Below are 19,314 nucleotides of genomic sequence, written 5' to 3'. Positions count from 1 at the left end.
AAAGCATCCAAAACGGATGCTTTTTTATTTGACTAGAAGATAAGTTTAAACTTTATCTTCTTTAATAGCATAGATACCAGGCAGGTGACGCAGATAACCATGAAAGTCCATACCACAGCCATAGACATAGCGATCAGCGACATTGATACCAACGAAATCCACTTCGAAATCTTCGATTTTACGGTCGTGCTCTTTATTAAGTAGCACACAGCAATTAATAGAAGCCGGGCTCTCTTTGTCTAACTCTTCTACAATTGCCTTTAAGGTAATACCTTCATCAAAAATGTCATCAATCAGTAATACATGCTCACCTTCCAGATTAATTTCAGGTTTATATTTCCAATCAAGCTCGCTAGTGCCTTCGTTATCACGATAGCGCGAAGCATGGATGTAGTGCATGCGATGATAGAAAGTAAGGTGAGTGAGCAGTTGACCAGCTGGTATCAAACCACCATTCATGACTACCATTACGATGGGATTAAGACCGGCATAATGCAGGTTTAATTGAGCGGCAAGACGCTCATAAGCAGCCGCCACTTCAATGCTGCTGATAAGGCACTCTGAGTTGCGTAGGGTCTTTTCTATTTCTTGATTACTGATTTGGGTCATGAGGTGCGCCTTCGATAAAAAGTGCTGCTTATTCTAGCAAATTTTAGTATATTTGCCCAACGTCATATGCTATTTAGAGCAAATTAATCTTATAATTTAACGGATACTTTATCATTCAGCCTTTTCTATAAAAAAAGGGCGATAAAACCCTGCCAGACGATTAAGTCCAGCATCAGGGAGCTGGGGCAGGAGTTTGTTTAGCGCTAGGCTCATTCCTTTATCAATACCCGCTTTGGCTACTGGAATAGAACCCCGTTTAATCATGCCAAGCTTCAGAGTTTCAGTGAATCGAGTGATAAAATGGGTGAGCGCTACTTCATTCATAGTTTCAAGTGCGGCTTTAAACTTAACCAAATCCACATTATCAGGAGTTACCGCCGCATAACCTTCATTAATGGTTTGAGCGGCCCTATCAGATAGCTTAAAACCTACACGGCGCTCACCATCATTATCTAGAAACATCGATTCATTTTTCAAAAATTCAAAGCTAGGAATAATGTCTTCATTTTTATCTTTACCCAGTAAGACATTGAGTAAAGTTTCAGTAGTACGCTCGATAGTATTGACAATTTTACCCATAGCTGCCTGACGTTCAGGATTGGGAATAACATCGATCAAACCTACCAATAAGTTATCAATCAGCTCACGAGCAATTTGTTGGGTAAGTTCGTTACGATAAGGGTAGTAGTCTACTTGTTCGTTTGAGTTAATAATACGTTCAGCTTCATTTATCATATCGTTCAGTTTATCTGAGGGTATGAACCCAAAATATTGTGCCATTACTCTCTCTTCATTATTGGTGGTTTATATTTATGGAAATTAGTATAGCTAAATTTCACTGTTAAAACATGGCTGCTCTATAAAATAATAAAAGTAGCGCGCTGGAAGTAGCTCCGCTTACTTAATTAGCTTAAAAAGCGTATTACATAGCAGACATTAAACGTTACATATTATGTCAGATAGTTTACAATTGACGACATACGTTTGCAGATTAAGGTTTGGAGTATTTTTATAATCTGTTCAATATAGGAGCGTTACTGTGTAACTGCAGTGTGTTTTGCGCAGCACGCAAGAGACATTTATACCATGCGTACGTCATCATATAAGGCGTCAATTTTATTTAGTATCGATTATAACGTTCTAACTTTTGAATATATCAGTAATTTTATCGCTTCTGTTTTAACTTTATAGGCAGAAGACTACAGTTCGTCCTTTTACATCTAGGGAGAGATAAGATGAACAGTGCTATTGTATTGTTATTTAGCATCGCAGCGATGCTCTGCGGTTACTTCTTTTATTCTAAATTTATCGCCACCAAAATATTAGCGTTAGATAATAGTCGTCCCACGCCAGCTCATACTATGAAAGACGGAGTGGATTATGTACCTACCAATAAATATGTCCTATGGGGCCATCATTTTACTTCAGTAGCAGGAGCAGCACCTATTATTGGGCCTGCGATTGCCGTCATCTGGGGCTGGGTGCCTGCTGTACTTTGGGTAGTCTTTGGAACGATACTCATGGCAGGTGTCCATGATATGTCAGCGATATGGGCAAGCGTACGCAATCGAGGACAGTCGATCGGTTCTATTGCTGGGACCGTTATGGGTACTCGTGTACGTAGTTTAATGATGGTCGTTATTTTCTTATTGTTATTGATGGTTAACGCCGTATTTGGAGTTGCCATTGCTAATATGCTGATCAAAACGCCATCAGCGGTCCTACCAGTGTGGGGTGCATTAGTCGTTGCTTTTATTATTGGACAATGTATTTATCGCTATAATATGAGTCTAGTTTGGGTATCCATCATCGGCGTAACCGCTTTATATGGGTTGATTTATCTCGGGCCTATGTTTCCAATTGTGCTACCTGAGACTTTTTTAGGATTACCTGATAACGCAATATGGATCATTATCTTATTTACTTATGCTGCTATAGCTTCTTTGTTACCGGTATGGATGCTGTTGCAGCCACGTGATTATATTAACGGTCTACAGTTATTTGTTGGTCTAATTTTATTATATGCAGCCATTTTTATATCGACACCGAATATTGCTGCTCCAGCTATTAATACTGATTTGCCTATGGGTACACCATCCATCGTACCACTTTTATTCGTGACTATCGCTTGTGGGGCTATCTCTGGTTTCCACGGGCTGGTAGCGACGGGCACAACATCTAAGCAGATCGATAAAGAGCAGGATGTACGTTTTGTAGGCTACTTTGGTGCGCTTGGCGAAGGCCTGCTAGCCTTGGGAGCAATTTTAGCCGCAACCGCAGGTTTTGCTAGTCTCGGTGAATGGCAAGCAGTTTATCAAAAGTTCGGTGATGGCTCCATTGGGGCCTTTATCGATGGCGGAGCGACTATACTTAATGCTGGCATTGGTATAGATATGGTGTTATCACAAACCATGCTGACAGTTATGGCAGCGTTGTTCGCAGGTACAACTATGGACACTGGGGTCCGCTTGCAGCGTTATATCTTCCAAGAGTTTGGTGAGTTCTATAACCTGCCTATTTTAAGTAAAAGCGTGGTCGCCACCTTCTTAGCCGTCGGAACTTGCCTGCTATTAGCCTTTGGTGCAGGCGGTATCGGTGGTGAAGGGGGGATGATTATCTGGCCATTATTTGGTACGACTAACCAATTGATGGCAGCCTTAACTTTAATGATTGTGACTGTGATTTTGTTACGAAAAGGCAAGCCAGTTTGGTATACCTTGGCGCCATTGTCATTTCTGCTAGTAATGACCGTATTGGCATTATTAATTCAGCTAAGAACTTTTTACACTGATGGTAATTGGTTGCTTATCATTATGGATCTGATAATTTTAATCGCTGCCATTATGGTGACTTTTGAGAGCTTTTCGGTACTGCGCCGTGAGTGGTCACAGCATAAAGGTAAGAATGAGCTTTGATTAGAACTAAGAGTATTTGACTAAAAAACGCTGGCAATTGCTGGCGTTTTTTTATGGTCTATTTTTGTATTGGATAAACATAAGGTATAGTAAGAGAGGAGGATGGTATGCTGGTCTATGGGGTTCAGGAACGGCTATCATTGACGCATTATTGTATTTTGATAAAAGGCGAAATTATGGACGATAGCAAAATCAATTTACCATTATGGCAGCGATTTTTAACAGGACTCAACGAATTCTATCATGCCCCTTATCGACAAACGATGGCTCGCGCGGCTCGTGATGAGGAAGATTTTTTCATGCTGATGATGTTCGCTGAGAGCTTAGGTATTGATAATCCTGCCAGTTTTTATACCCTAGAGTTACAGCCATTATTTTTAGAGAATTTCCACGAGTGGCATACTCGCATGGGGATGGAGAAATGTCCCTTTGATCATATTGGTTGCTGCTAGTGATATTTATAATTATTTAAGAAAGTTGCAGTAAAAGTGGAGTATAAGCTATGGCATTACAACCATTAAGCGCATTAGTCGAGAAATTGGCAAGCCAGCCAATTATATTTATTGGGGGCAAGGGCGGGGTAGGTAAAACCACGACCGCAGCGGCGCTCGCCAGCCGCTACGCTGCTATGCAAAAAAAGACCCTGATTATCTCAACCGATCCTGCGCATAGCTTGGGTGATGTATTAAACATACGCCTTAGTAATGAAAAAACCGCCGTTACTCCTTATCTTGATGCGCTTGAATTAAATCCTGATGTGATCGTAGATAGGCATTTCAAGCAAGTTGAGCAGACTATTAAAGGCTATGCCAATCCCGATATGATGCCTAAAATTCGTGAGCATTTGCGTCTATCAAAGTCAGCACCCGGCGCGCAGGAAGCAGCCATGCTGGAATCTATGTGTCAGCATTTGGTTTCGGCAGCAAGTGCAGGCTATGAACATATTATCTTTGATACTGCGCCAACAGGACATACGCTACGCTTGCTGGTATTACCAGAGATGATGGGCGCGTGGACGGATGGACTGCTCGCTCAGCAGCGGCGGCAAGCTAAACTGCGCTCGGTTGCTACCCATTTAGATAGCCATAATAAAGACACCAAGAGTGAAAACATATCAAATCCGTTTGCTAAACATAAACCTGACCGCTGGGAGCAAGCGGTATCGGTGCTAGAAAAACGCAAACGGTTATTTCGTCAAGCAGGATTGCTACTGCATGACCGTCAGCAAACCGCCATTGTGCTGGTCATGACTGCCGATACTTTGCCAATGGCAGAAACCAAACGTGCAGTGGCACAATTAGAGGAGGCGAAGCTCACGCCAGCGGAAATCGTGGTGAATCAACTTATAACGCCAACTCAAACGGATGAATTCTGGCAACAACGCGCCGATAGACAACAGCAATTAATGAGCGAGATTGAGCAAAACTTTAAAAATTATCCCGTATATCCCATTTATCTACAACAAACCGATGTACGTGGTGCCGAGGCTTTGAGCGAATTGCTGAGTTAAGTGAATTTGTAAGAAGAATGGTTTAAATCGAATTGACATAAAAATTTGTAGAACTAAAATGCTGGGTTAAAAACCCAGCCTACGCTAACTGTAAAGTTTTAAACTGGGTTAAAGCCTTGTAGGGTGCGCCCCGCGCACCATTAGTAGGAATATAATAGATAATCGATGCGCACCATCAGAGTTTAAAAAATTTATAATAAAACCAGTTATTGACGCTCAGAATTATGTATCTGTAACTTATGGGCAAGCGACCACGCTTCATCTATCCGCAAACTTTGAGCGCGTTCGGAGTTACCGCTGCTAAGTGATGACCATTGCGGCTTTCCGCGTGCTCTTTTAAGCTCGCTCGGTAACTTATGAGTCTGCCATGGAGTGACTACGGTTTCATCCTTAACTTCTTCATGCTGCTCATTTTGTTGAACCGCTGGCTCACCCTTATAAAGCAATTGGGTCGCATCAGTTGCCGCATGTCCGCGGTGACGCAATGCAGTCAACAAATCAAGCGCCCGTGTCGCTAGTAAAGTCAAAGTCGGCGGGTCGATATAAAGCCGTTTTACCCCGCTAAGCTTATCGGCGATACTACCAGTATTTGATAATATTCCGCCAGCGATGCCGCCGATAGCAGCGCCCAATCCCATAGTTGTGCCTAGCGCCGCTGCGTCAATACCTAAACCTAATAATGCACCCGCCGCTGCGCCAGAAGTGGTGCGAATACCGTAGCTTTTTAGCAATTCAGGATCAAAGGGATCTTGCTGATAGGCTTGGAGCTCAAGTGGAGTTGCCGCCACATCATTATCATAAAACTTATAGAGATTTAACAATTTATTTTGCATTGCACGCTCACTTTGGCGAACGGCCTCTTGCATTTGTTGTAATACGGGTAGCGGATCATCGTCTTCGTTGATCTCACGCACAAAAGCGGCTACATTTAATAAAAAATCAGCAATAATAAGATGGGCTTCATCATATAGGCGTGCCCAGTCCTCAGTTCGGCGCTGCATTAATTGCTCAAGCATTTCTGAATGAGTGAGCATGGTCGCTAGATTTTGCCAAAGTCGCATTTCATCCTCAAACTCAAAAGCAACTGAGTCAAAGCGGGTTGAGATATGCAAGTTACGCCGTGCCAGCATGGTCTGCCAATCGTCGATATTAGCCTGTTGACTATCGGTAAAGTTAAATACCGGCATCACTGGAATCGCCGCCCACGACAAAATAGTTAATTCATCCTTGTACTTACCCAGCACCGGCTCGCGTGCATCAACCACATAAATGGCCATGTCACTTGCCAGCAGCTGACGAATCACTTTGGCTTCTTGGCTATAATCGTCATAGCTCTTTAAACCATCACCGCCTTGGGCAATATCTGCCGCCAAAAACTGCTGCAAACGCTCGATGCCATCACGGCGACTGGCAGTATTATCCTCCAACCAATCCATCAGACCTGAAGCGTCTTCAAGTCCAGGCGTATCATACAGGGTAACCAGCACTTCACCTGTCTGGCTATCGGTTAACTGGGCACGCTCTACATGGCGAGTGGTCGCCGCCTCGTCTTTGACTTCCCCAAAATAGACATCACGCAGTAAAGTGCGCAAAATAGAGGTTTTACCAGTATTGGTATGACCAACGACCGCTAGTTTCAGCGGCTCACCGCTAGCAATGGTAGTCTTGCTGCTATTATTTTCTTTAGCTAAATCGAGCGGTTGAGAGGATCCATTAGCCATAGCTTCCTGACTTGTTACCTGCTTATTATTGTCATTATTCATAATAAAATCTTATATTTTTATAAATCGTAAATAGTTTACAAAGTTAGGTAATTAAAAGTTAGATAGTTAATAGGTATTGAGCATTAAACATACCTTAATATAAAGGGTTAGTAAAATAAGTGCTCAATAGCAAATCACGCCTAATGATGACTGTCTACTAAACCAATCTCTCGTGCCGCCAGTGCCGTCTGCCACTGCTGATAACGTCCCGTTTTTTCATCAATATCAATAATATCACCGTTTAATAACTGGACCACTGCACCATGTTTGGCGTGAGCCGCTATCTGATCAAGCTTACGTAAGGTGCCACGGTCAAGCAGTGCCTTGCTATGGATACCTAAAATAACTTGTACGGGATGAGCGTCTAAATAAGTGAGCAGACGTGCCATATCGTCACGATCATCCACGATACCAAAGTCTTCAATCTCATCATTGCTATGATTGTCATCAAGACCTGCTTGCCACCAATTGCTCTGATCAGCAGGATACTCTAGTAATGCCACTAGCTTTTTGCCGGCGCTAACCATAGCTTTGGGCGCAACGGGGGCTGGAGCTTGTTTAAAGTCATCAGCATCAATGACTTTACGTTGCCAAAAGTTAATAATCTTTTGGTAATAAGGTAGGTTAATATCCAAACGCATCTTTTTACGGCGGAACATCAGCGCACAAAATATCCATGCCAGCGCCCGTGGGACGATACCGTACATCAGCAAGCTACCGATTAAAAGGCTTGCCCATTGACGCGCTACAGATAAGGGCAGGGCATCGGTGACCAAGCGGCTTTGAACAATGGCGGTATTGTCAGGGACATCAAAGCCTACCATACTGGGCAGCCATCCCAGCATTTGAGTCAAGGTAATCAGCGCTTGGTCAGAGAGCAGAGTCGACTCCCAGCTAAAGCTATACTGACGCACGATGAGCAAAAATATAATAGCCAGCAGCATACCGGTCAAGGTCGCAAGCCACAGCTGATGGCTGAACTTGCCCAAGTACCAGCGCATACCGCTATGCTCAAGCTGGCGCTCGTACAGCTCGGTCGCCGCTAAGGTTACATCGTCTTTACCCCGAATCAAACGACTGGGACTAACAAAATTGGCGAACCAATTAGAGGATTGCTTACCTCTATTCATCAGAGTCAAAACCAGCCAGCCCACCAGCATAATGCTATGAAAACCCAGCAGACAAACCAGCACATAAAAGAAATTGACCACATTGGCTTGCAGCAAAGTAAACAAACCCAAAAACCCTGACACACACCAGACGATACTCATAACCGTCATAATGCCTTTAATACGACCATCAATCTTGCCTAATACCCGAGCAAGATTGCCATTACTATCAATACGCGAGGCGCGTCGGTGCAGTTTTTGAATAGGTGTGCCGTCCTCGGTCTGCAGCTTTTCGGTGACTAATAAAGGGTCGGTGGCAAAAACATGTTGCTTGGTTTCAAGCGTGCGTACCAGCTCAGTTAATTGGTCTTGGGGTGATAGCATGATGAGGTGATATCCAAATAAAGGCGTTGTTTTTAAGGATTATTGTAGCGTATAAATCATGATAATCCGTTAAGTTTTATGAAAGAGCGGTAAATAGCATTTGTTCATAGTAAAAGATAGAAAAATCAGTCAAGATAATAAAACAGCTAGGGCGTGTTGAACATTCAAACGGAAAAAAGAAATTATAGGGAATGACGATGAATAATAAAACTTATCTAATTATTGGCGGGACTGGCGGTATCGGTAAAGCTATGGTCGAGCAATTAGTGGAAGCTACCGCTAACAATCAAGCCAATAGCAGCGATAGTATACGAGTATTTGCTACTTATCATAACAGTGTGCCTGATATTGAAGCCGATCACCTATATTGGCTAAAGATGAATATCAGCGATGAGCAGAGTATCGAGCAAGCTATCGATGAGATTCAACCGCACACCAGCCATATCGATTGGGTCATTAACTGTGTCGGCTTACTGCATACAGAAGCGGCGCAACCAGAAAAAGCACTACGGAAAATTGAGACCGATTTCTTTTTACAGAATATGCAAGTCAACGCTTTAGCCAGCATGCTGATTGCTAAGCATATCAAACCGTTGTTAAAAAAGGCTGAGCGTAGTCATGATAATCCCGCTATTTTTGCAACCATATCAGCCCGGGTCGGTAGTATCAGCGACAATCAATTGGGTGGCTGGTATAGCTATCGAATGAGTAAAGCGGCGCTCAATATGGGCATGAAAAACCTAAGTATCGAATGGAAACGCTCGCTAAAAGAGGTCTGTGTGGTAGTTATGCAGCCGGGCACGGTCAATACTCAGCTGTCGGCTCCGTTTCAAGGGAATGTCGCAGAAGGACAGCTATTCTCGCCAGCCTATAGCGCCGAATCTTTGCTTGAGGTGTTATCGGCTATGAATGCGGATCAATCCGGCAGCTTTGTCGATTGGGCAGGAGAGTCGATAGCTTGGTAATAGCAAAATCAAAAAAGGGCATGTCATTAATTAAGACATGCCCTTTTGCTTTATATTGGGATATAAAGGCCTGATTGCTAATAAGCTACAAACAAGTCCATAAATTCATTGACCGGCGTTTGTTCCAACTGCTGCTGATCATCACACAGCCTGATGATATCGTCACAACGCTCCTCTATGAAGCGCGTCGCAAGGTTGGCTCTGAACTTAGCTTTTAGTACCGGAATACCTTCTTTGCGGCGACGTTTATGACCGATAGGGTATTCGATAGCCACTTTATCGGTGCTACTGCCATCCTTAAAGAATATCTGAATCGCATTGGCAATCGAGCGTTTGCTAGGGTCGTGATAGTCTTTGGTATAGTCCGCATCTTCTTCTACTACCATTTTACTACGCAAACCATCAATCAATATATGATGCTGCTCATGATAGTCATCTTCGTAATTCTCCGCCATCAAGTCGCCAGTCAATAAAGGCACCGCGACCATATATTGTAAACAGTGATCACGGTCAGCTGGATTAGATAACGCTCCTTCTTTAGAGATAATACGAATCGCCGACTCATGGGTAGTTAATACGATTTTCTCAATCTCATCAATTCTATCCTCAATCCGAGGGTGTAGAATGACTGCCGCCTCACAAGCGGTCTGAGCATGGAACTCAGCAGGGAAGCTAAGCTTAAATAAGATATTCTCCATCACATAGCTGCCAAAGTCCCGCTGAAACTTGAAGCGGCGATCTTCTTCAGGCTTGAGCGCCAAATCCTTATTGGTATGGCTAAACAGCACATCGTAAAAGCCCCACTGCGATGCGGATAAAGCTCCAGGAACACCCATCTCGCCGCGTTTGGTAATATCGACCAAGCGTACCGCCCGACTGGTCGCGTCACCTGCCGCCCAAGACTTACGGCTACCGGCGTTGGGCGCATGACGATAAGTACGTAGCGCTTGACCATCGACCAGTGCTTGTGAAATCGCCGCCATAATACGCTCACGGGGTAAATTATAGAGCTTGGCGACTACAGCCGTTGAGGCTAGTTTTACTAAGAACACATGATCGAGACCGACGCGATTAAAAGAGTTCTCCAGCGCCATAACGCCTTGAATCTCGTGCGCCATAATCATCGCTTCAAGGACATCTTTCATAACCAGCGGTTTATGACCTTGGCTAATATTTTGTTGACTGATATAGTCGGCTACCGCCAAAATACCGCCTAAATTATCTGAAGGATGTCCCCATTCAGCAGCGAGCCACGTATCATTATAATCGAGCCAGCGCACCATACAGCCAATATCGAAGGCTGCTTTGATCGGGTCAAGTCGATAAGAAGTACCCGGAACCCGCGCGCCACTGGGGGTGATTTGATCCGCGCAATCAGGGCCCAGATGCTTAGTACACTCGGGGAAGCGCAGGGCAAGCAGGCCGCAGCCTAAAGTATCCATTAAGCAGTAACGGGCGGTATGCCAAGCATTATCGCTGTTGGGTGAGTCGTTATCTATTGAATAGTTAAGGACGTAATCGGCAATTTTTTGAATCTCGCTGTCGTATTCTGGACGGACATTGCTTTCTACATTAGACATAATCGTTACCTCTTCCTTGAAATTCACTTTTATATTACTTTTATTATATAAAAGTAGCATATTCAATATGCAGAGCCAATTGAATTATGTTAAGAAGTAAGTAACTAAGATTAGTAACGGGAGTCGATCATTAGTGAAATCATTTATTATGAATTAAACAGTAGATAGAATTTACCTTAATAATCTCATTAAATAACCCATCTATCAATCCTCAAGCAGGCTTTAGGCTAAATCATGAGATAAATTAAGCCGGCGACAAACGCTACTGCCAGTATTAAAAGTAATAACCCCAAGATTTTTGACACCATACTAGAGCCTTGCTTTTTCACTTTAACCTTTTTATTAACATATAGCACCATTTTGACGTGCTCAAGCCCATCTATAAGATAAAAACCACCCTCAGGGACGAACCCTAGCGATTCATAAAAGCTAAGTAAGTAAGTTTGTGCTGAAATAATAATCGGTTTTTTGCCGTACTTTTTGCGGCAATACTTGATAGCTTCAGTCATGATTTGACGGGCTATGCCATGACCTCGATACTCAGGCAGTACCAGCACTCTACCAATAGCTGGCATAGATTGATAAGCTTTGTTCGAAGGCTCAATTATAGAAAGGTTGGAGGTCATTTTATTGAATTCGGGCGGAATAATACGGCAGTAGGCTATAAGCATCTCGTTTTGATGGACAACCAAATGCAGACAATCAAAGTCCACTTCATCCATATCTTGGTAAGGACAGTTTTGTTCAACCACGAACACTTGCGAGCGTGCTCTTAAAATGTGATAGATATCAACCGAGGTCAAATCATCAAATGCTTTTATAGTAAAATTACGGGTCATAACTAGAATTTCTTAGGGGCTTTAAACGAATAAGGCAATAGCGGTATACGGATAGGACGCTGTCAGATGAGTTTAATAGTAACTCAAAACTTTATCCCCTCGATGAAGAGAGGATAGGGGGTTATTATAAAGGTATAAACTATAAAAGTATGATTAATTTGAAAGGCGGTCTTTATTGGCTTTTACTGTTTTAGCATACGGATTGATACCTTTATCCATAACTTTATTTGCTTCTTGATCAAGTTGGATACCAAAGTTATTGAATGCCTTATAGTTGCCTAGCATTAGGCGTTGCCAATCGCTCATCCATTCATGCGCCAAGGTAATTTGTGAGGCGATAATTTGTGAATTGATATCACCAATAGACTGGATAAAAGCCGTCTGCTTTTCCGCTATCATGCTATGAATCTCTTTCTGTTGGGCTTTAGAGTCCATCGGAGTGGTGGCAATTCTCCAAATACGAGAAGCCATAACTTGTGGGACCGACCAATACATAGCCAAAGCCTTTTGTTGCAGCTTTAAACTAGGCGCTGAAAGGGTAAGCACTGGAATAGTGATCATTTATGTCTCATTTTTAGTATGAATAGTAAAGGCATTCTACTCCGCTTAACGTGATTAGCAACTCCCAAGTGGCGTATTTATACCAAAAACAATCAATCTATACAGAACTAGCGGAGCGGTAAACATAGCAGATGTGTTTGCAATGAATAAGCAGTATGGATAAAGCCTTATCAACCATTAATAGTCTGACTGATTTTATCCAAGTTTAAACTGTCTGACATCGCATTAAATATCTCATAGTACTTACCATGATTGGCGTATAGCTCTTCATGGGTGCCGGTCTCCATAACTTGCCCATCTTCAATAACTACCAAGTCATCAGCATCGATAATTTGTGAGATATTATGCGAGACTATAATTACGGTACGATCTTTTTTGATCAAGTCTAAGCTTTGCTTAATCTGCTGAGTAGCAATAGCATCAAGGCTGGCGGTTGGTTCATCTAAGAACACGATGGGTGGGTTTTTCAGAAACATCCGTGCCAGCGCAATACGTTGTTGCTGCCCACCTGAGAGTAATTTAGCCTCACTTTCATAGCCTTCAGGCATACCTAGTATTTGCTCATGGATAGAAGCTTGTTTGGCGGCATCAACAATATCGTCATCAGTGGCATGCATATCACCATAACGAATATTGTCAGCGATAGTCCCTGAGAAAATATGGTTTTTTTGTAGCACCAAGCCAATTTGCTCACGCAAATCATGGGTGCTGTAGTCTTCTAAATCGCGCCCATCTAGGCAAATAGTACCACTGCTGGGGTCATAAAACTTGACCAGTAGATTAATAATAGTACTTTTTCCTGCGCCGCTTAAACCCACCAAAGCAGTGATGCGATTAGGATAAATATTAAAACTGACATCCTTGAGCGCCTGTTTGCCATTAGGGTAGGAGAAGTTGACATCTGTTAGTTCGATATGACCTTTTAGGTCGGTACATTTGACTTTGCCCTCGCTTTCAATCGCTTGGTCATCATCTAAGATATCAAAGAACCCTTCGGCATAAGTAAGGGCATTATTGATTTGGTCATAAATACGGTGTAGTTCACGAATAGGAGCGGCGACGTTTTGGAACAGCAAGATATGGAACATAATCGCCCCAATGGTCATCTGTCCATTGAGCACGAAATAAGCAGTTAGGACAATAATAACCACCACACCGATTTGCTCAATAAAGCTTTTACCAGCGTTATACAAAAATGCGATACTGCGAATACGCAGCTGGTTGGCAGTCATATCCTTTTGAATTTCCCAGTGCTTATCGGACTCAATGGGCTCCCGCACAAATGACTTAATAACCGTAATAGATTCGATTATTGAGATCACCAATCCACTTTTAGTCTCACGATATTGGCGCATCTGTTTGCGAAACCCTTGCAAACGGTTGGCTTGTTTTTGACTGACAAAAAAGTAAATAGGAACGATAATTAGACCAACCATACCTACCCAAAAGTTGGCATTAAACATAATGATTAACGACACAATCGCACTAGCAAATAGCGGCAGCATGTCGATAAAAAAGTTTTGCACCAGCTGAGTCAGACTGCTTACACCCAAATCAATACGGGTTTGCAGCTTACCGCTAGCGTTTTCGTCACTGGTATAAAAGGCCATTTTATAAGACAGGATACGATCAACCACTTTTTGTGATAAGTCGCGCGATAAATTAATACGGATACGTTCACCAAAATAGCGCTGACCAAAGGTAATACCAACGTTTAGCACCTCTTTTACCAGCAAAATAGTACTAATGAGCGTGAGTAGCCTTAGACCCTCTTCCCAGGGATCGGGCAAGTCAACAATATTAGTTAAGGTATCAATGGTGTACTGCAGTACAAAGGCGTTAACCTGCGCAGTAAACGAACCCAGCACTGTAAGGATCAAGGTTAAAATGAAAAGGCCGCGATAGGGTCTGGCAAACTCGCCCAGTCTTTTTAAAATGGACCACAGCAAAGCCCCCCGTTCCGTTTTTTTGGTGGGCGGCTTTATATCTAGAGGCACACGTCTGGGAGAGTTTGCCATAGTTAAAAGTGCTTATATTAAGTTGTTTTTTAACCTAATCAATTAAACTTGGCTCATTGAAGCAAGTTTAATTGAGATTAGCGTGTCATGAAAAGGCTAAATTATAACTAAAAAGCGTCGGCAGGTACAAACACTTCACCAACCATAATACGACGGGCCGAGCGACTCATGGAGACTTTTTTGGCTTGCCAGCGACCGTCGATTTGTTCAGTTTTGCCACCAACTAACAAGGTGCCTGAAGGATGTCCGAATCTAACTTCACCAAGGCTGCCACCGCCCGCCGCTTCGTTAACTAGTGTGCCCTGTGTGGTTGCTGCTGCCGCAATGGCCACCGCTGCGGTACCCATCATCGCATGATGAAGTTGACCCATACTCATGGCGCGGACGACTAAATCAATGTCACTTTCATCGACGGCTTTACCACTCGATGCCGTATAGCTTTGCGCCGGAGCAACCCAAGCAATTTTTGGAATATGTTGGCTACTTTGTGCTTCAATGATGTCTTTGAATACGCCCATCGCCACACCGCCTTTGGCACGGATTTTCTCAAGTTTCGCTAAGGTTTCGCTATTACTATTGATATCACCTTGCAGTTCCGTACCAGTAAAGCCCAAATCTTCAGCTTTCATAAAAATAGTCGGAATGCCGGCACTGATAAAAGTTGCCTTGACGCTATCTTTATCCAAACCACAACCGGAGACATTAAAATCATCAACTAGATTATTCGTGGGGAACATATCACTGGAGGAGTCAACGGGATCAATAAACTCAATCTTGACCTCAGCGGCAGGAAAGGTGACGCCGTCTAACTCAAAATCGCCGGTTTCTTGCACTTGTACGTTGCCATTCTCATCTTGGTATACAGGCACATGGGCAATAATAGTTTTACCGATATTCTCTTGCCAGATGCGCACTTCACAGATACCGCTCTCGCTACTGGCCGCTACTTTTTTGGCGTCAACGATACCCATATTAATAGCACAAGCGCCAACCGCTGCGGTTAAATTGCCACAGTTGCCCGCCCAATCTATCATCGGCTTGGCAATATTGACTTGTCCAAACAGATAATTGACATCGTGATTGGCTTGTTTCGCCTCAGACAAAATCACCGTCTTAGAGGTACTAGAGCTGCCGTTACCCAAGCCGTCAATTTGCTTACCATAAGGGTCAGGACTACCGATGACGCGCAGTAGAAAGTTATCACGTGCCTTGCCGGGTACTTGGCAACGCTCGGGTAGGTCGGATAATTTAAAAAAGGTGCCTTTTGAGGTACCGCCGCGCATGTAGGTGGCGGGTACGGAGATTTGTGGGGCGAATTTTGGTTTTGATTGGGTCATGGTTCTCATTCCTTTATATTTTATTGTAATGTGAATAGTTAATATTTCTTGTCTGTGGTAAAATACCACAAAATTTACTCCTATTAAATTGGGGTATTAAATAAGGAGGGCATTATGTCCACTGCAAGTATACGACTTAATAAGTCACTAGTTGACAAAGCTCATGCTATTGCAAAAGCACAACATCGGACACCACCGAAGCAAATTGAACATTGGGCAACCATCGGTCAAATTATGGAGGATAATCCAGATTTATCCTATGAGTTTGTTCGTCAGTTATTAATTGCACAAGCAGAGGTTGATGCTGGTATGACTGAACCTTATGAATTTGGCTAGTTTAATCTGGAAAAACTATGACTCAATCTCTACGTGTTATTCAGTCTCATGGATTCAAAAAAGCTGTTAAAAATTTGCATAAGAATCAAAAATCAGACCTTGATGGTGCTGTACAAGCTATCATCGATGATCCTCATCTAGGAACACTCAAAGCAGGTGATCTTTCGTCTGTGCGCGTCCACAAATTTAAAATGGCAAAACAGTTAACGTTATTAGCTTATCAGATAGATGATGGTCAGCTAGTCCTTACATTGCTTATGATAGGCACGCATGAGAACTTTTATCGTGATGTTAAGTTAATACTTTAAAGCTAATCTTTCCAGCTCGATATTGCTAAATAGACTTAGCCAAATGCGCCGCATTCGCAGCTAACCGTAACAAATAAAGCGTATCCATTAAACTATTATAATGAGCAAATGAGCAAGCGACATGATAACTGCGTCATGGCTGTTTTGACGCTTTATAAATACCATATCCGTATCTTCATTTACAGTATCTAAAACGCCTTTAAAGTCTTTGTTCACTTCTGCAAAGCTGATAATTTTCATGATATTTTCCCTAGCCCTAGTACAAAACTCCAATAGTTAGGAAATATAAGCTTAAAAAAACCGATGCCGTATCTCAATACAACATCGGCTATTTTATTACTTGTTAGCTAAATACTAAGCGCTTAAGCCACTTCACCAGCCAAAAACTCTTTGGCAAAACGCTGGAGCATACCGCCAGAGTTATACATCTTAACCTCATCAGCGGTATCTAAGCGGCAAATAACGGGCGCTTTATCGACTGTGCCGTCAGTGCGGTTAATAACTAGCGTCATCTCACCACCAGCCGACACTTCACCTTCAAGATCAAATACCTCAGTGCCATCGATATTTAACGTCTCGCGATTGGTGCCTTCTTTAAACTGCACAGGAAGTGCGCCCATGCCCACTAGGTTTTGGCGATGGATACGCTCAAAGTCTTCGGCGACAACCACTTCTACACCAGCCAAACGTACACCTTTAGCTGCCCAGTCGCGGCTTGAGCCTTGACCGTAGCCGTCACCGGCGATAATAATCAGCGGCTGGTCACGATTCATGTAAGTTTCAATCGCTTCCCACATGCGCATGACTTCACCTTCAGGCTCGACTCTGGCAAGCGATCCTTGGATGACGTTACCGTCTTCGTCACGTACCATCTCGTTTAAGAGTTTAGGGTTGGCGAAAGTCGCACGCTGTGCGGTTAAATGATCGCCGCGATGGGTAGCGTAAGAGTTGTAGTCTTCCGCCGGCAGACCCATAGTATCGAGGTACTCGCCAGCAGCCGAATCGCCCATAATGGCATTAGAGGGTGACATATGGTCGGTGGTGATATTGTCACCGAGTACCGCGAGTGGACGCAGACCTTTTAGCTTATTCATCGCTGCCATCTTGCCTTCCCAATACGGCGGACGACGGATATAAGTACTCAGCTCACGCCAGTCATACTGTGGATCGATGACAGAAGCTTCGTTACGGCCCGCTTGCGCTTTGGCTTCATCAAACATCGGGATATAAACTTGGTTAAACTGCTCAGGTTTGACCGCTGCTTTTACAATGGCATCTACTTCAGCATCATCGAACCAGATGTCTTTTAAGTACACATCGTTGCCGTCTTTATCTTTGCCAAGTGAGTCTTTTTCGATATCAAAACGGATATTACCCGCAATAGCGTAGGCGACAACCAGTGGTGGAGAGGCTAAAAATGCTTGCTTAGCATAAGGATGGATACGCCCATCAAAGTTACGGTTACCAGAGAGCACAGCCGTGCTAAATAGGTCACGATCGATGATTTCTTGCTGGATATCAGGGTCGAGCGCGCCACTCATACCGTTACAAGTGGTACAAGCAAAAGCGACCACATCAAAGCCAAGTTTTTGTAGCTCAGGTAATAATTCTGCTTCCTCTAAATACAGCTTAACGGTTTTTGAGCCGGGTGCTAGGGAAGACTTGACCCAAGGTTTGCGTACCAAGCCTTTTTCCACTGCATTACGAGCCACAATACCAGCAGCCACCATATTGCGTGGGTTTGAGGTGTTAGTACAGCTGGTGATAGCGGCAATAATCACAGCGCCGTCCGGCATTAAACCATCCTTTGGCTCAGGTAATTTATCACCTTCGCCGTGTGCAATACCTTCTTTTACTAAGTCAGTCGTAGAAACACGAGCATGTGGACGCGAAGGGCCAGCAATGTTACGTACCACTTTTGATAGATCGAAACGGAGTACACGATCATATTCAGCATCTACCATGCTATCTGCCCACAGACCCGCTTGCTTGGCATAAGCTTCAACGGTTTTGATCTGCTGCTCGGTACGACCCGTTAAACGTAAATAGTCGATAGTTTGCTCATCGATGGAGAACATCGCTGCGGTGGCGCCATATTCTGGGGTCATATTAGAGATAGAAGCGCGGTCGCCAACGGTTAGATTGCGTGCGCCCTCACCGAAAAACTCAAGATAAGCCGATACCACGCCTTCATCACGTAAGAACTCGGTCATTGCCAGCACTAGATCGGTACCAGTAATACCTTCTTGCAACTTACCCGTCAGCTCCACACCAACGATATTAGGCAGACGCATGTATGAGGGGTTGCCCAGCATCACGCTTTCAGCTTCTAGACCGCCGACACCGATTGAGATCACACCTAGCGCATCGACCATCGGCGTATGACTGTCGGTACCGACTAAAGTATCAGGGAAGGCGATGGCATCGCCGTCTTGGTCAGCGACCACTTGTACCACGGGCGACATTTTCTCAAGGTTAATTTGGTGCATGATGCCGTTACCCGGCGGTACCACGTTGACATTATCAAAGGCATACTGGCACCAATTGATAAAGTGAAAACGGTCTTCGTTACGGCGCTCTTCGATAGCGCGGTTTTTCTCAAACGCATCTTCTTCAAAGCCTGCGTGCTCAACGGCTAAGGAGTGATCAACGATCAATTGTGTTGGTACGATAGGGTTGACTTTGGACGGGTCGCCGCCTTCCGCTGCGATAGCATCACGCAAGCCTGCCAAGTCGACAAAAGCGGTTTGACCTAAAATATCATGGCAGACCACACGCGCAGGATACCAAGGAAAATCAAGGTCTTGTTTGCGGTAAATGTGCTGCTTGAGCGCATCGGTTAAATCTTCTGGTGGACAGCGGCGCACTAGGTTTTCACAAAGTACCTTTGAGCTAAAAGGCAGTTTGGCATAAGCACCAGGCTCAATGTCATTAACCGCTTGCTCGACATCGAAATAATGCAGATCTGTACCGGGTAAGGGTTTTTTATATTGCTCGTTCATGGTTTGCGGATTAACTTGCGTTAAAGGCTGCTTGCTATCGTCGCTCATGGCGTGCTTTCCTTTATAAATAAAGTGGTA

The 19,314-nt window shown here is 43.7% G+C and carries 17 protein-coding genes; 6 read left to right on the top strand and 11 right to left on the bottom strand.

Annotated features, from left to right (window positions below):
• Positions 1-45 precede the first annotated feature (45 nt).
• On the bottom strand, positions 46-609 hold the full coding sequence (locus JMX18_RS04110; RefSeq protein WP_201584697.1) for a hypoxanthine-guanine phosphoribosyltransferase: 564 nt from the start codon (positions 607-609) through the stop codon (positions 46-48).
• Positions 610-720: 111 nt separating this feature from the next.
• Positions 721-1,389, bottom strand: a complete 669-nt coding sequence (locus tag JMX18_RS04105; RefSeq protein WP_201584695.1) for a hypothetical protein — start codon at positions 1,387-1,389, stop codon at positions 721-723.
• A gap of 455 nt (positions 1,390-1,844) precedes the next feature.
• On the opposite strand from JMX18_RS04105, the gene JMX18_RS04100 reads away from it, so the two are divergent.
• The 3 genes from JMX18_RS04100 (at position 1,845) to JMX18_RS04090 (ending at position 5,034) form a co-directional block, all read left to right on the top strand.
• On the top strand, positions 1,845-3,524 hold the full coding sequence (locus JMX18_RS04100; RefSeq protein WP_201584686.1) for a carbon starvation CstA family protein: 1,680 nt from the start codon (positions 1,845-1,847) through the stop codon (positions 3,522-3,524).
• A gap of 176 nt (positions 3,525-3,700) precedes the next feature.
• The gene (locus JMX18_RS04095; protein WP_201584685.1) at positions 3,701-3,976 is read left to right on the top strand and encodes a cory-CC-star protein; all 276 of its coding nucleotides are present in this window, start codon (positions 3,701-3,703) and stop codon (positions 3,974-3,976) included.
• 50 nt (positions 3,977-4,026) lie between these two features.
• A complete protein-coding gene (locus JMX18_RS04090) occupies positions 4,027-5,034 on the top strand; it encodes an ArsA family ATPase (protein WP_201584683.1) in 1,008 nt (335 codons plus the stop codon).
• A 206-nt stretch (positions 5,035-5,240) separates the two neighbouring features.
• Here JMX18_RS04090 and JMX18_RS04085 read toward each other — a convergent pair whose 3' ends face one another.
• Both JMX18_RS04085 and JMX18_RS04080 read right to left on the bottom strand, forming a co-directional pair.
• Complete coding sequence (locus JMX18_RS04085) at positions 5,241-6,755, bottom strand: DUF3482 domain-containing protein (protein WP_406947362.1); 1,515 nt, start codon at positions 6,753-6,755, stop codon at positions 5,241-5,243.
• 182 nt (positions 6,756-6,937) lie between these two features.
• Entirely contained in the window at positions 6,938-8,290 is a 1,353-nt protein-coding gene (locus JMX18_RS04080; protein ID WP_201584680.1) for a DUF2868 domain-containing protein, read from the bottom strand.
• 197 nt (positions 8,291-8,487) lie between these two features.
• On the opposite strand from JMX18_RS04080, the gene JMX18_RS04075 reads away from it, so the two are divergent.
• Positions 8,488-9,255, top strand: coding sequence for an SDR family oxidoreductase (locus tag JMX18_RS04075; RefSeq protein WP_201584678.1), 768 nt, complete (start codon positions 8,488-8,490; stop codon positions 9,253-9,255).
• 77 nt (positions 9,256-9,332) lie between these two features.
• Here JMX18_RS04075 and JMX18_RS04070 read toward each other — a convergent pair whose 3' ends face one another.
• From JMX18_RS04070 to prpF, 5 genes are all read right to left on the bottom strand, one after another.
• Positions 9,333-10,835, bottom strand: a complete 1,503-nt coding sequence (locus JMX18_RS04070) for a bifunctional 2-methylcitrate dehydratase/aconitate hydratase (protein WP_201584676.1) — start codon at positions 10,833-10,835, stop codon at positions 9,333-9,335.
• A gap of 227 nt (positions 10,836-11,062) precedes the next feature.
• The gene (locus tag JMX18_RS04065) at positions 11,063-11,674 is read right to left on the bottom strand and encodes a GNAT family N-acetyltransferase (RefSeq protein WP_201584658.1); all 612 of its coding nucleotides are present in this window, start codon (positions 11,672-11,674) and stop codon (positions 11,063-11,065) included.
• Positions 11,675-11,827: 153 nt separating this feature from the next.
• Positions 11,828-12,235 (bottom strand): hypothetical protein, encoded by a 408-nt coding sequence (locus JMX18_RS04060; RefSeq protein ID WP_201584644.1) that lies wholly within the window; start codon positions 12,233-12,235, stop codon positions 11,828-11,830.
• A 170-nt stretch (positions 12,236-12,405) separates the two neighbouring features.
• The gene (locus tag JMX18_RS04055; RefSeq protein WP_227674550.1) at positions 12,406-14,253 is read right to left on the bottom strand and encodes an ABC transporter ATP-binding protein; all 1,848 of its coding nucleotides are present in this window, start codon (positions 14,251-14,253) and stop codon (positions 12,406-12,408) included.
• Positions 14,254-14,360: 107 nt separating this feature from the next.
• Complete coding sequence (gene prpF / locus JMX18_RS04050; RefSeq protein WP_201584642.1) at positions 14,361-15,590, bottom strand: 2-methylaconitate cis-trans isomerase PrpF; 1,230 nt, start codon at positions 15,588-15,590, stop codon at positions 14,361-14,363.
• 114 nt (positions 15,591-15,704) lie between these two features.
• On the opposite strand from prpF, the gene JMX18_RS04045 reads away from it, so the two are divergent.
• A complete protein-coding gene (locus JMX18_RS04045) occupies positions 15,705-15,926 on the top strand; it encodes a TA system antitoxin ParD family protein (RefSeq protein WP_058368813.1) in 222 nt (73 codons plus the stop codon).
• A gap of 17 nt (positions 15,927-15,943) precedes the next feature.
• On the top strand, positions 15,944-16,234 hold the full coding sequence (locus tag JMX18_RS04040; protein ID WP_201584639.1) for a type II toxin-antitoxin system RelE/ParE family toxin: 291 nt from the start codon (positions 15,944-15,946) through the stop codon (positions 16,232-16,234).
• A gap of 87 nt (positions 16,235-16,321) precedes the next feature.
• Here JMX18_RS04040 and JMX18_RS04035 read toward each other — a convergent pair whose 3' ends face one another.
• Complete coding sequence (locus tag JMX18_RS04035; RefSeq protein ID WP_265088811.1) at positions 16,322-16,474, bottom strand: type II toxin-antitoxin system Phd/YefM family antitoxin; 153 nt, start codon at positions 16,472-16,474, stop codon at positions 16,322-16,324.
• Between the two features lie 122 nt (positions 16,475-16,596).
• Entirely contained in the window at positions 16,597-19,236 is a 2,640-nt protein-coding gene (acnD, locus tag JMX18_RS04030) for a Fe/S-dependent 2-methylisocitrate dehydratase AcnD (RefSeq protein WP_201588210.1), read from the bottom strand.
• Positions 19,237-19,314: the final 78 nt, after the last annotated feature.

It is taken from the genome of Psychrobacter jeotgali, from assembly GCF_904846315.1.
GTDB classification, from domain to species: domain Bacteria; phylum Pseudomonadota; class Gammaproteobacteria; order Pseudomonadales; family Moraxellaceae; genus Psychrobacter; species Psychrobacter jeotgali.
The sequence above is the reverse complement of the archived record's forward strand: the minus strand, read 5'-3'. Positions and strand labels throughout refer to the sequence as shown.

Excerpts from the sequence above, each read along its gene's own strand:
- JMX18_RS04055 (WP_227674550.1), bottom strand. The coding sequence starts at position 14,253 with ATGGCAAACTCTCCCAGACGTGTGCCTCTAGATATAAAGCCGCCCACC.
- JMX18_RS04070 (WP_201584676.1), bottom strand. The coding sequence starts at position 10,835 with ATGTCTAATGTAGAAAGCAATGTCCGTCCAGAATACGACAGCGAGATT.
- JMX18_RS04035 (WP_265088811.1), bottom strand. The coding sequence starts at position 16,474 with ATGAAAATTATCAGCTTTGCAGAAGTGAACAAAGACTTTAAAGGCGTT.
- JMX18_RS04095 (WP_201584685.1), top strand. The coding sequence starts at position 3,701 with ATGGACGATAGCAAAATCAATTTACCATTATGGCAGCGATTTTTAACA.
- JMX18_RS04105 (WP_201584695.1), bottom strand. The coding sequence starts at position 1,389 with ATGGCACAATATTTTGGGTTCATACCCTCAGATAAACTGAACGATATG.
- JMX18_RS04065 (WP_201584658.1), bottom strand. The coding sequence starts at position 11,674 with ATGACCCGTAATTTTACTATAAAAGCATTTGATGATTTGACCTCGGTT.
- JMX18_RS04075 (WP_201584678.1), top strand. The coding sequence starts at position 8,488 with ATGAATAATAAAACTTATCTAATTATTGGCGGGACTGGCGGTATCGGT.
- JMX18_RS04090 (WP_201584683.1), top strand. The coding sequence starts at position 4,027 with ATGGCATTACAACCATTAAGCGCATTAGTCGAGAAATTGGCAAGCCAG.
- prpF (WP_201584642.1), bottom strand. The coding sequence starts at position 15,590 with ATGACCCAATCAAAACCAAAATTCGCCCCACAAATCTCCGTACCCGCC.
- JMX18_RS04085 (WP_406947362.1), bottom strand. The coding sequence starts at position 6,755 with ATGGCTAATGGATCCTCTCAACCGCTCGATTTAGCTAAAGAAAATAAT.
- JMX18_RS04110 (WP_201584697.1), bottom strand. The coding sequence starts at position 609 with ATGACCCAAATCAGTAATCAAGAAATAGAAAAGACCCTACGCAACTCA.
- JMX18_RS04040 (WP_201584639.1), top strand. The coding sequence starts at position 15,944 with ATGACTCAATCTCTACGTGTTATTCAGTCTCATGGATTCAAAAAAGCT.
- JMX18_RS04060 (WP_201584644.1), bottom strand. The coding sequence starts at position 12,235 with ATGATCACTATTCCAGTGCTTACCCTTTCAGCGCCTAGTTTAAAGCTG.
- JMX18_RS04045 (WP_058368813.1), top strand. The coding sequence starts at position 15,705 with ATGTCCACTGCAAGTATACGACTTAATAAGTCACTAGTTGACAAAGCT.
- JMX18_RS04080 (WP_201584680.1), bottom strand. The coding sequence starts at position 8,290 with ATGCTATCACCCCAAGACCAATTAACTGAGCTGGTACGCACGCTTGAA.
- acnD (WP_201588210.1), bottom strand. The coding sequence starts at position 19,236 with ATGAACGAGCAATATAAAAAACCCTTACCCGGTACAGATCTGCATTAT.
- JMX18_RS04100 (WP_201584686.1), top strand. The coding sequence starts at position 1,845 with ATGAACAGTGCTATTGTATTGTTATTTAGCATCGCAGCGATGCTCTGC.